We start from the raw sequence: 11,169 nt of genomic DNA on the forward strand, positions 1-11,169 counted from the left end.
TGGAGCCCACAAGCCAGCCCCCGACGAAGGACTCGAGATGACCGCCGCCCTTGCCCGCATCACCGCCGACAGCGCGGTGGATCGCGCAGTCGCGGGCCGTGCGACGATCGGCTGCCTCATCCTCGCCCGCGACGCCGCCGAGTCGGTCGCCGGCGTGATCGAATCGCTCCTGCACCAGACCCGAGTGCCCGACGTCATCCACGTCGTCGTCAGCGACACCTCCGACGCCACCGTCGAGATCGCCTCCCGCTATGCGGGGCCGCGTGACGTCATCACGGCGCTGGGCGCGCAGGCCACCCGGGTGTTCGTCCACGACATCGGCCGGGGCCACGACGCGCCGGCGAGCGCACTCGACTACGGCTGCACGCTGGTGGAGGGCTACGACTATCTTCTCGGCGTCGACGGCGACACGATCGTGGGCGAGCGGGTGATCGAGCACCTCGAGTCCGAGGCGATGTCCGACACGAGGACGCTCGGCATGTTCTTCACGCTTATCCGTCATGAGAGCGGAGAGAAGGTCTGACGCGGACCCGAAACGCGTCGGATGCCGGGGCTGGGGAGTCCGGTGGGGGAAGTGACGGGGCCATCCTCTTGGGGAAGGATGGCCCCCTCACTGATGAGGCCCGTCATGCGTCGGACGTGAGCCGGTAGCCCACGCCGCGAACGGTCTCGATGTAGCGCGGGTTCGTCGGGCTGTCGCCGAGCTTGCGCCGGAGATTCGTCATGTGGGCCTCGATCGCGCGCTTGTCAGCGTCGCTGACGTAGTAGCTCGTGACGTATGCTTCGCCGCGCAGCACGAGCGTCAGATCGGCCTTGCTGCGGACGCGCCGCTTCGACTCGAGCAGCGCCGCCAGGAGGTCGAACTCGGTGCGGGTGAGGTCGAGATCCTCGCCGTCGACGAGCACGATCCGGTTCTCGGGGTGCAGGCTCAGGTCGCGGTGGACGAGCCACTCCCCGTCGTCGGCTGCGACGCCGGGCACCGCGTCGGTGACACCTGCGTCGGCTGCGGCGGGCAGGGCTGCGGCGGGTGCGCCGGACGGATCCATCGCCTCCGCAGGCGCAGCCGCCTGCGCCGGCGCGGTGCGCGCGCGACGCAGCAGCGCCTCGACGCGGGCACGCAGCTCGCGGGGGCGGAAGGGCTTGAGCAGGTAGTCGTCTGCGCCCGCCCCCAGGCCCGCGATCACGTCCGCCTCGTCCTGGAGTCCGGTGAGCATGATGAGGTACGTGTCGGAGCGGGCGCGGATGCGACGCGCGGCTTCGAAGCCGTCGATGCCCGGCATCCGTACGTCGAGCGTCGTGAGCAGGGGGCGGTACGTCAGCACGGCACGGACACCGTCGACGCCGTTGCCCACGGCGACCGTGGAGAAGCCGGCCGACTCGAGCACTTCGGAGAGGATGAGCCGGATCTCCGGATCGTCCTCGATGATGACCGCGGTCTTCACGGCATCGGCAGTAGGGCTCATGTCGGCGCAGGCCTCTCGCATCAGAGTTTCGTTCGCCCCAGCGGCTCCCCAGCCGTCCGCGCGCGCGCGGTTATCCGATGCTACACACCACGCACCGCATGGAGCCCTAAGATCCGCGGCCCGCCATGAGTGTGCTGTGCGTTCGCCGTCGGCACGACGACGAGGACGCCGATCCCTCGTATCGTGGTCCTCACATGAAGGTCATCTCGTACAACCTCCGGAAGCACCGCGCGGTGGGCGAGCTCGTCCATCTGGTCGAGCGCCACGGCGCGGACGTGCTGTGCCTGCAGGAGGCCGACACCACGGACATCCCCGACACCATCTCGGGCCTGCGGCTGGCCGACGCCACCCAGCGCAATCGGCTCGGGCTCGCGGTCTACTACCGCGAGAACACCTACCGTGCCGTGGACGTGCGTTCCCTCGCGCTGAAGAAGTCACTGCACGACCGGGTGCTGAAGCCCGCCGAGGAGCGACTGCTGGGCGTGCGCCTGCACGACATCGACGACGGGCGAGAGCTCATCGTCGCCTCGTTCCACGCTGCCCCGCTCACCGCCCTCAACTCGCTGCGGCGTCACCAGATCCGCACGGCCCTCTCTGAGCTGCAGAGCCTGGGCGACGGCCTCCCCGCCCTCATGGTCGGCGACTACAACTACCCCGTCTTCAAGGAGCACCTGGGCCAGAAGGTGCGCGAGCAGGGGTACGAGCTCAATCTGAGCGACTCCCGCACCTACACGCGGTACCGGTTCTTCCGCGGCCACTACGACTTCGCAACGTCCGTCGGGTTCGAGATCGACCGGGTGCGCACGCTGCCTCAGGGCCTCAGCGACCACCTGCCGATCCTCGTGACGGCCCGGCCGCTGACCGGCACGGCTCGGGCGCTCGAGGTGCCGCCGCGGGCCGAGGCGTCCTGAGCCGCGACAGCGACGTCGGACGTTCCGGCTGCGACGGGATCACGCGGAGCGCGGGAGAGCGGATGCCGCGGCCCGGGTCCCCGTGGCGTCGGCCGTCACCCGGCTCAGCGCGCGCTGGCGGCGAGGCTCGTCGGCTGACGAGAACGTCTGCTCAATGTCGCCGTGCACCGCGCGCAGCTCCAGCGCGTCGGCGACCGTGAGGGCGGCTTCGGCGAAGGCGCGCGCGTCGGCCAGGGCGGACTGCTTCGCGGCCACGTCCGCGTCGGCGGACGCGTAGGCGGCCCGCAGCCGTGCGCGCTCGGCCTCGTCGAGCGTCAGCGGGTGAACGTGCTCTTCGAGGTCGCTTGCCGCCCGCGCTCGGGCGACGCGGCTGCGCCCCAGCGCGCGCTCGGCGCGGGCGATCTCCTCGCCGGCCTCGACGACCGCGGCGCGCAGGGCGGCCTCGAGGTCGAGGGGAGCGGGGTTCAGCCCGTCGTCGGCGGTGGCGATGACGGGGGTGGTGCGGACGATCCGTCGCGGACGGCGCGACGACGTGGGCGATGCAGGCATCGGGGTCTCCTCGATCGAGATGAGCATGCCTCGTCGCCGGGTCGACGACAGGCCTTGCTCGTGAGGAGCACCGAGGGCGGCATTTCGTACATCGAAGCCGAGGAACTCTCGGATGCCCGGTGCGCGCTCGATCTGCGCCGCGGCCCCTTCGCGTCCGCTGCCGCCTGCGTCAGGGCCGGCCCATGCCGAGATAGGTCCATCCGGCGGCGCGCCAGCCTGCGGCATCCCACCCGTTCCTGCCGTCCACGACGACGCGGCCGTCGGTGAGCGTCGACGCGTGCTCGGGGGTGAGTTCGCGCCGGTAGGCGTCCCACTCGGTCACCAGCACGATCGCGTCGGCGCCACGGATCGCCTCGTCGCGGTCGTCGACATATGACAGCTGCGGATGCTGCCGCCTGGCGTTGTCGAGTGCGGCGGGGTCGGTGACCGTGACGTCGGCCCCGAGTCCGCGCAGCCGCGCCGCGACGTCGAGGGCGGGTGAATCGCGGATATCGTCGCTGTAGGGCTTGAACGCGGCGCCGAGCAGGGTGACCCGCTTCTCGAACACCGAGCCTCCGAGCCCCTCGACCACCAGCTCCACCGCTCGGTCGCGGCGTCGGAGGTTGATCGCGTCGACCTCCCGCAGGAACGCGACGGAATCGCCGCGGCCCAGCTCCTCCGCGCGTGCGGCGAAGGCGCGGATGTCTTTGGGGAGGCATCCCCCGCCGAATCCGATCCCGGCACCGAGGAAGCGCCGGCCGATGCGCGCGTCGTGACCAAGGGCGTCGGCGAGCTGCGTGACATCGGCGCCGGTGACCTCGGCGATCTCTGCCATCGCGTTGATGAACGAGATCTTGGTCGCGAGGAACGCGTTGGCGGCGACCTTCACGAGCTCGGCGGTGGCCCAGTCGGTGACGATGAACGGCGTCCCCGCCGCGACGGCAGGGGCGTAGACCCGTCGGAGCGCGCTGACGGCGGCCGACGCGTCGGGCCCGACGCCGATCACCAGACGGTCGGGTTCGATGGTGTCCTTGACCGCCCAGCCCTCGCGGAGGAACTCGGGATTCCAGGCCAGCTGCGCCCCGGTCGCCTCGACGAGCGGGGCCAGGCGCGCGGCGGTGCCCACCGGCACGGTCGACTTGCCGGCGACGACGTCGCCCGGGCGCAGGTGCGGGATGAGTGCCTCAACCGCCTCGTCGACGTACGTGAGGTCGGCGGCGTGGGCGCCGCGCTGCTGCGGCGTGCCGACCGCGAGGAAGTGCACGTCCGCGCCTGCGGCGGCGGCGATGTCAGTGGTGAAGTGCAGCCGGCCGGAGGCGGCTCCGGCCTCGAGGAGCTTCTGCAGATCGGGTTCGAAGAACGGCGCGAGTCCGCGTGAGAGGGCGTCGACCTTCTCCGCGTCGACGTCGATGCCGACCACATCGTGGCCGATGGACGCCATCGCCGCCGCGTGAACGGCGCCGAGGTAGCCGCAGCCGATGACCGATAAGCGCATGATGTCCCTTCGCGGTGACTGCACCGCGCCCTTTTTATCAGAGTCCGCGTCCGCGCCAGCCATCGGGGCGAGCGACGCGGGCGTCAGCCCCGCGCGATCGAGGGGTCGGCGTCATCCCACTTCTCGATGCCCTGCACGACCCAGAAGGCGAAGAAGAGGAGAAGCGCCGCCGCCTCGGCGAGCAGCACGATCGGCAGGCCGCGCGCGTCGGCCTGGGGAAGCAGCACCATGTACGCGACGAGCACGCCCGCGAGCGCAACGGCGATCACGATGTAGAGGCCGCGGAAGACGGGCGCCGGGGGAGCGCCGCGGCGCGGGAAGGCGTTGATCACCGCGACCGCGGCGAAGAGGCCGAAGAACGCGATCGTGGCCACGAAGTGGCCGTGCGCGAGGAAGGCGTCGCGGGCGAACAGCCACGTCGCAGCGACGACGGTCAGCACGGCCGTCGTCATGAGCAGCGAGAACCTGACGGTGGCGAGGTCGAGCTGCTTGAGGGTGGCGAGGAGGAGGGCGACCAGCACAGTGAGCGCGCCGACGATGAGGTAGGTGATCACGCCGTTGGCGGCGAGGCCCTCGTAGGCCGGCGGGAAGCAGCGCATCGCGCACGGTGCGACCACTCCGGGGATCGCGCCGGGGGCGAGCGTGGTGGGGACGAGCGCGATGAGTGGGGCGAACAGCGCGGCGGCGTCGAGGAGCGCCCGCTCGGCGCCGCGCCCGGACAGCGCGAGGAGGGCGAGCGAGACGGCGATGAGGGCGCCGACGAAGGACGCGCGCGCCGTCGTGTAGAAGTAGTCGCTCACCGAGGGCAGCCAGCCGACAGTGGTGGCGGCGACCGCGACCGACGTGAAGATGACGACGACCGTGCCGGCGATCCCGAGGCGCAGGTAGCGGTAGGTGCGCTGCGATGAGGTCGACGCGGCCATGGAGGCACCATAGCCGGGCGCCGCGGCGTTCAGGCCGGCGCGCGCGGGACTCGATCGGTGCCGACGGCGAGGTGGAGAAGCCCGACACCTTCAGACGTGCCGACGCACCGTCGCGAAGAGTTGAGTTCGGGCGCGTAGGTGCAGTACGGTCAGGATTGCTGTCGCCGATCGTGGCACCCGTACCCGAAACTGCCGGTGCGCTCGGTCGAGACAGCGAACAGGGGGTGGAGCCCGCGCACCGTGGGGGTGCGATGGGTTTGGGGCCGCTCCGCAGTGATGCCTCTGGGGGCAGCGATGCGACGACGCTTCGACGCGCGGGGAAAACCGCGACGTCGTCCGACTGGGCGCTCACCACGGCTCGCGCCGGTGACCGCACCTTGACCGGACGGCGGCGAGGGACCGCCCCCCTTCTCCTCGCCGCCGTCCTCCTCCAGATGCCGGTTTGGCTGAGGCATCCGCGTGTCGTAGTATTGATCTTTGGTGTTCGGCTCAGCTGACCCGGCACCGCGAACGTGAGCCCTCCACTGGCGTGTTCCTCGGCCCTCGGCACGGAGAACCACCCCGGAGTGGGATTCACGAACCTCTCCGTTCGATCAAGAAAGCAGCACTACTGTGACGCGCACTTACACCCCCAAGACTGGCGAGATCCAGCGCGAGTGGCTGGTCATCGACGCGACTGACGTCGTCCTCGGCCGTCTCGCCTCGCACGCCGCCCGTCTCCTTCGCGGCAAGCACAAGCCCACGTTCGCGAACCACGTCGACACCGGCGACTTCGTCATCATCATCAACGCCGACAAGGTGGCCCTCACCGGTCAGAAGCTCGAGAAGAAGAAGGCCTACCGCCACTCGGGCTACCCGGGCGGCCTCACCGCCGTCACCTACGACGAGCTCCTCGCGAAGAACCCGGAGCGCGCCGTCGAGAAGGCGATCCGCGGCATGCTGCCGAAGAACAGCCTCGGCGCGCAGCAGCTGCGCAAGCTGAAGGTCTACCGTGGCGCCGAGCACCCGCACTCGGCCCAGCAGCCCAAGACGTACACCCTCGACCAGGTCGCCCAGTAAGCACCGCAGAGAATAAGGACACACTCGTGGCGAACATCGAAGACTCCACCAACTACTCCACCGAGACCCCGGTCGAGCAGACCGACGCCGTCACCGAGCGCCCCGTGCTCTCGGTCCCCGGCGCCGCTGTCGGCCGTCGCAAGCAGGCCATCGCCCGCGTGCGCCTCATCCCGGGCTCGGGTGTCATCACCGTCAACGGCCGTGAGTTCGAGGACTACTTCCCGAACAAGCTGCACCAGCAGCTCATCACCGACCCGTTCACGGTGCTCAACCTCACCGGCGCGTACGACGTCATCGTCCGCATCTCGGGTGGCGGCCCCTCGGGTCAGGCCGGCGCGCTGCGTCTCGGCATCGCCCGTGCGCTGAACGAGATCGACGCCGAGAACAACCGCCCGACCCTCAAGAAGGCCGGCTTCCTCTCGCGCGACGCCCGCGTCATCGAGCGCAAGAAGGCCGGTCTCAAGAAGGCCCGCAAGGCGCCTCAGTACTCGAAGCGCTGATCGGCTTCTCCACCGCATGCCGATCTTTGGCACGGATGGGGTGAGGGGGCTGGCCAACGGCCCCCTCACCGCCGATCTTGCACTGTCCCTGGCCCAGGCGACTGCCGTCGTCCTGGGCCAGGGCCGTTCCGCAGACGCGCGGCGCGCCGCGGGCAAGCGCATCACCGCCGTGGTTGCGAGGGATCCCCGAGTGTCGGGAGAGTTCCTCTCCGCTGCGGTCGAGGCCGGGCTCGCGTCCTCGGGCGTCGACGTCTACGACGCGGGCGTCCTGCCGACACCGGCGACCGCGTTCCTGATCGCCGACATCGACGCCGACTTCGGCGTCATGGTCTCGGCGTCGCACAACCCCGCGCCCGACAACGGCATCAAGATCTTCGCCCGCGGCGGCGTGAAGCTCCCCGACGTCGTCGAGGAGCGCATCGAGCACGCCATGGCCGGGCCGAAGCTTCAGCCCACCGGCGCCGGAGTCGGTCGCATCCGCCGCTTCGCCGACGCGGAAGACCGCTACGTCGTGCACCTGCTCGGGTCGCTTCCGCACCGGCTCGACGGCATCCACGTCGTGCTCGACTGCGCGCACGGCGCGGCGTCGGGCGTCTCGCCTGAGACGTTCCGCGATGCCGGCGCTCAGGTCACCGTGATCGGCGCCGATCCCGACGGCCTGAACATCAACGACGGCGTCGGGTCGACGCACCTCGACAAGCTCGCCGAGGCCGTCCTCGCGCACGGCGCCGATGTCGGAATCGCCCATGACGGCGACGCCGACCGCTGCCTCGCGGTCGACGCGGACGGCCGCGTCGTCGACGGCGACCAGATCATGGCGATCCTGGCCGTGGCGATGAAGGAGCGCGGCACGCTGGCCGACGACACGCTCGTCGCCACGGTGATGAGCAACCTCGGGCTCCACCGTGCGATGGCCGAGAACGGCATCCGCGTCGAGCAGACGTCCGTCGGCGACCGCTACGTGCTGGAGCGCATGAACGAGGGCGGCTTCTCGCTCGGCGGAGAGCAGTCCGGCCATGTCATCATGAGCGAGTTCGCCACGACCGGCGACGGTCTGCTGACCGGCCTGCACCTCCTCGCCGAGATGGCGCGGCAGAAGAAGTCGCTTGCGGAGCTCGCGTCGGTCATGACCGTGTTCCCGCAGGTGCTCCTCAACGTCAAGGGTGTCGACCGCTCGCGCGCGAACAGCGACGAAGGCGTGTCGGATGCCGTCGCCCGGTCGGTCGCGGAGCTCGGTGATTCGGGCCGCGTTCTGCTGCGCCCGTCGGGCACGGAGCCCCTCGTGCGCGTCATGGTCGAGGCCGCGTCCGCAGAGGACGCCCGTGCGCACGCCGAGCGTCTCGCCGACGTCGTCCGCGAGCGTCTCGCGCTCTGACCCGCCCGATCGACGCCGATCGATCGACGGCCCCTCCTGCAAAGGCGGGGCCGTCATCGTCTCCGGTGCTCAGGCTGCCGGCGCGCTCCACGACAGCGACTCGATGTACCGCAGGAGCACGCCCTCGCGCAGCGCCCACGGCGACACCTCCAGCTCATCGACCCCGAGCGCGCGCATGGCCTCGTCCAGCACCACGGCTCCGGCCACGATCTGGAACGTGCGGTCGGCGGTGATGCCGGGCAGCTCCTGGCGCACGGGCGCGGGAATCTTCGCCAGCCGGGGGATCCACGAGGCGAGCGAGGCGCGGGGGAGCAGCATCCGCTCGCTTCCCGGCCACCCGGGAACCGGACGGCCGGCGAGCTTGGCGAGCGAGCGGATCGCCTTCGACGACCCCACGATGTGATCCGGCGACTCGAGCCGCCCGAAGCGCTCGGCGATCGGCGCCAGGGTCGCCTGCGCGTGCGCCCGCAGCACGTCGATGGCGTCTTCGCCCGGAGGGTCGTGCGGGAGGAACTCCACGGTCATGCGCCCCGCGCCGAGGGGGACGGATGCCGCGAGCTCGGGCAGCTCGTCGGGTCCGGCAGCGATCTCGAGCGAGCCTCCGCCGATGTCGAGCAGCAGGATCTGTCCGGCGGCCCAGCCGAACCAGCGGCGCACGGCGAGGAAGGTGTAGCGCGCCTCTGTCTCGCCGCCGAGCACCTGGAGCGGCTGGCCGAGCGCCTCTTCTATCAGCGCGATCACCTCGGGCCCGTTCGTCGCCTCGCGGACGGCCGACGTCGCTGTCGCGAGCAGCTCGACGACGTTCTCGGAGGCCACGACCGTCCGCGCCTCGGTCACCGCCGTGACCAGGGCGTCGACACCCTCCCGGGTGATCTCGCCGTCGGGACCGAGATAGCGCATGAGTCTCAGGACCGTCCGGCGGCTCGTGGTCGCGAGCGGTCTGCCGCCCGGGCGGACATCGGCGATGAGCAGGTGGACGGTGTTCGATCCGATGTCGAGGACTCCCAGGCGCACGGGTCGACAGTACAGGTGCGCTCGGAACGCACGACCGAGGGGCTCGCCGCGGATGAGCGCAGGATGAGAACTGGCCCCTTTCGCTACCGTCCCCGGAATCGCCCGTCTAGCCTCAGCGCCAGGGTGCCGATCCGGCATCCGTCCCCGCGCGCGGACACCTCGGGGATAGCCCGTGCGCTAGGCGCTCGACGATGAGCGCTCACGTGAAGGAGAGAACATGAATCGATCCCGCATCACAGGGAGAGGCGGGCTGGCACTCGCCGCGTCCGCCGCGACGGCCGTGGCACTCGCCATGGCTCCGGTGTCGGCGGCGACAGCCGCACCCGCCGCGAAGTGCGACAACCGCAACAACAACACGATCGCCAAGCTGCTCGAGTGCGTCTCGGCGGAGGGCGCGATGGAGCACCTCGAGGCGTTCCAGCAGATCGCCGACGAGAACAACGGCAACCGCGCCGTCGACACCGCGGGCTACGAGGCCAGTGTCGACTACGTCGTCGAGACGATGGAGGCCGCGGGCTGGACCGTGTCGATCGACGAATTCGACTACTTCGTGCCCATCCCCACGGTCCACCAGCTCACGCCGCAGGACGTCAACCACCCTGCGGGCTACTTCGTGACCGGCTCGGCCGAGGGCTCGGTGACCGGAAACGTCATCCCGGTCGACCTTGCTCTGGGCACCCCCGGTGGCGGAACGAGCGGCTGCCAGCCCGAGGACTTCGACCTGACCCTCTTCGAGGGCGACAACGACATCGCCCTGATCCAGCGCGGCGCATGCGAGTTCGGCATCAAGGCGCGCAACGCGCAGAACGCCGGCGCCGAGGCCGTCATCATCTTCAACAACGGAACCCCGGGCAACACGGGCCCGATGAGCAACGTCACGCTCATCGGCGCGAACCCGACCGCGCTGGACATCCCCGTCGTGAACACGTCGTTCGCCGCCGGCGGCGCGCTCGCCGTTCCCGGTTCGACCGCCACGGTCTCGATGTTCATCGAGAACCACCCCCAGCAGAACGTGATCGCCGAGCTGCCCGGCCGCAACGCGGACAACGTCGTGATGGCGGGCGCCCACCTCGACTCGGTCCCGGCCGGTCCCGGCATCAACGACAACGGCTCGGGCTCCGCCGCGCTGCTCGAGGTCGCCGAGAGCATGAGGAAGGTCAAGCCGCAGAACACGGTGCGCTTCGCGTGGTGGGCTGCCGAAGAGGTCGGCCTCGTGGGCTCGCAGGCCTACGTCGACGGACTCAGCCAGGCCGAGAAGGACCGCATCGCACTGTACCTCAACTTCGACATGGTCGCCTCGCCCAACTACATCTTCATGGTGTACGACGGCGACGAGTCGACGTTCGAGGCCCCGGTCGTGGTCCCGGAGGGCTCGGTCCAGATCGAGGACATGTTCGAGAGCTACTTCACCAGCGTCGGCGTGCCCTACGACGACGCCGAGTTCAGCGGCCGCAGCGACTACGAGGCGTTCATCCTGGCGGGCATTCCGGCAGGCGGTCTCTTCACCGGCGCCGAGGACGAGAAGACGGCGGAGCAGGCCGAGATCTGGGGCGGCACGGCGGGTGAGTGGCTCGACCCGTGCTACCACCAGGCGTGCGACGACATCGACAACGTCAGCATGGACGCGCTCGGAGTGAACACCGACGCCATCGCTCTGTCGGTCCTGGCGTACTCCTACTCCACCGAGGCGGTCAACGGCGTCCGCGGCGCCAACGTGCCCGGCGGCCTGAAGCTGCCCGCGCCCGCCGGTGCCGAGGGGACGTGGGCCGGCGGCGGCGGTGGTCTCCACCCCGACCACGGTCACCACTCGGCGAGCTGACGCCGACCGTCATGCGGCGGGCCCGTCCTCTTCGGAGGGCGGGCGCCCCCGGGGTTGTGATGACCCCCAGCGGGGGGGGGGG

At 70.5% G+C, this 11,169-nt stretch carries 11 protein-coding genes; 6 read left to right on the plus strand and 5 right to left on the minus strand.

Annotated features, from left to right (window positions below):
* Positions 1–37: 37 nt before the first annotated feature.
* A complete protein-coding gene (locus MK786_RS13545; protein WP_241112766.1) occupies positions 38–523 on the plus strand; it encodes a glycosyltransferase in 486 nt (161 codons plus the stop codon).
* Between the two features lie 103 nt (positions 524–626).
* Here the strand turns inward: MK786_RS13545 and MK786_RS13550 are convergent, their stop codons facing one another.
* A complete protein-coding gene (locus MK786_RS13550) occupies positions 627–1,463 on the minus strand; it encodes a response regulator transcription factor (RefSeq protein WP_241112767.1) in 837 nt (278 codons plus the stop codon).
* 194 nt (positions 1,464–1,657) lie between these two features.
* Between MK786_RS13550 and MK786_RS13555 the strand changes: the two genes are divergently transcribed.
* Positions 1,658–2,374, plus strand: a complete 717-nt coding sequence (locus MK786_RS13555; protein ID WP_241112768.1) for an endonuclease/exonuclease/phosphatase family protein — start codon at positions 1,658–1,660, stop codon at positions 2,372–2,374.
* A 39-nt stretch (positions 2,375–2,413) separates the two neighbouring features.
* Here the strand turns inward: MK786_RS13555 and MK786_RS13560 are convergent, their stop codons facing one another.
* From MK786_RS13560 to MK786_RS13570, 3 genes are all read right to left on the minus strand, one after another.
* Positions 2,414–2,923: a hypothetical protein gene (locus tag MK786_RS13560; protein ID WP_241112769.1), complete on the minus strand. Its 510-nt coding sequence runs from the start codon at positions 2,921–2,923 to the stop codon at positions 2,414–2,416.
* Between the two features lie 169 nt (positions 2,924–3,092).
* Positions 3,093–4,397 carry a UDP-glucose/GDP-mannose dehydrogenase family protein gene (locus tag MK786_RS13565; protein WP_241112770.1) on the minus strand — a complete coding sequence of 435 codons (1,305 nt, stop codon included), beginning with the start codon at positions 4,395–4,397 and terminating at the stop codon, positions 3,093–3,095.
* A gap of 83 nt (positions 4,398–4,480) precedes the next feature.
* Positions 4,481–5,320, minus strand: a complete 840-nt coding sequence (locus MK786_RS13570) for a hypothetical protein (RefSeq protein ID WP_241112771.1) — start codon at positions 5,318–5,320, stop codon at positions 4,481–4,483.
* Between the two features lie 612 nt (positions 5,321–5,932).
* Between MK786_RS13570 and rplM the strand changes: the two genes are divergently transcribed.
* Genes rplM through glmM form a run of 3 tightly spaced genes read left to right on the plus strand, consistent with a single transcriptional unit; the run spans position 5,933 to position 8,254 of the window.
* The gene (gene rplM / locus MK786_RS13575; protein WP_241112772.1) at positions 5,933–6,379 is read left to right on the plus strand and encodes a 50S ribosomal protein L13; all 447 of its coding nucleotides are present in this window, start codon (positions 5,933–5,935) and stop codon (positions 6,377–6,379) included.
* A gap of 26 nt (positions 6,380–6,405) precedes the next feature.
* Positions 6,406–6,879, plus strand: coding sequence for a 30S ribosomal protein S9 (gene rpsI / locus MK786_RS13580; RefSeq protein WP_241112773.1), 474 nt, complete (start codon positions 6,406–6,408; stop codon positions 6,877–6,879).
* Between the two features lie 16 nt (positions 6,880–6,895).
* The gene (gene glmM, locus MK786_RS13585; protein WP_241112774.1) at positions 6,896–8,254 is read left to right on the plus strand and encodes a phosphoglucosamine mutase; all 1,359 of its coding nucleotides are present in this window, start codon (positions 6,896–6,898) and stop codon (positions 8,252–8,254) included.
* 69 nt (positions 8,255–8,323) lie between these two features.
* Here glmM and MK786_RS13590 read toward each other — a convergent pair whose 3' ends face one another.
* The gene (locus MK786_RS13590) at positions 8,324–9,268 is read right to left on the minus strand and encodes a Ppx/GppA phosphatase family protein (protein WP_241112775.1); all 945 of its coding nucleotides are present in this window, start codon (positions 9,266–9,268) and stop codon (positions 8,324–8,326) included.
* Positions 9,269–9,485: 217 nt separating this feature from the next.
* Between MK786_RS13590 and MK786_RS13595 the strand changes: the two genes are divergently transcribed.
* Positions 9,486–11,087 carry a M28 family metallopeptidase gene (locus tag MK786_RS13595; RefSeq protein ID WP_241112776.1) on the plus strand — a complete coding sequence of 534 codons (1,602 nt, stop codon included), beginning with the start codon at positions 9,486–9,488 and terminating at the stop codon, positions 11,085–11,087.
* Positions 11,088–11,169 lie beyond the last annotated feature (82 nt).

The sequence above is a fragment of the Microbacterium sp. CFH 31415 genome (assembly GCF_022538185.1).
GTDB lineage: Bacteria > Actinomycetota > Actinomycetes > Actinomycetales > Microbacteriaceae > Microbacterium.

Excerpts from the sequence above, each read along its gene's own strand:
- MK786_RS13555 (WP_241112768.1), top strand. The coding sequence starts at position 1,658 with ATGAAGGTCATCTCGTACAACCTCCGGAAGCACCGCGCGGTGGGCGAG.
- MK786_RS13560 (WP_241112769.1), bottom strand. The coding sequence starts at position 2,923 with ATGCCTGCATCGCCCACGTCGTCGCGCCGTCCGCGACGGATCGTCCGC.
- MK786_RS13545 (WP_241112766.1), top strand. The coding sequence starts at position 38 with ATGACCGCCGCCCTTGCCCGCATCACCGCCGACAGCGCGGTGGATCGC.
- MK786_RS13565 (WP_241112770.1), bottom strand. The coding sequence starts at position 4,397 with ATGCGCTTATCGGTCATCGGCTGCGGCTACCTCGGCGCCGTTCACGCG.
- MK786_RS13570 (WP_241112771.1), bottom strand. The coding sequence starts at position 5,320 with ATGGCCGCGTCGACCTCATCGCAGCGCACCTACCGCTACCTGCGCCTC.
- MK786_RS13595 (WP_241112776.1), top strand. The coding sequence starts at position 9,486 with ATGAATCGATCCCGCATCACAGGGAGAGGCGGGCTGGCACTCGCCGCG.
- glmM (WP_241112774.1), top strand. The coding sequence starts at position 6,896 with ATGCCGATCTTTGGCACGGATGGGGTGAGGGGGCTGGCCAACGGCCCC.
- MK786_RS13550 (WP_241112767.1), bottom strand. The coding sequence starts at position 1,463 with ATGAGCCCTACTGCCGATGCCGTGAAGACCGCGGTCATCATCGAGGAC.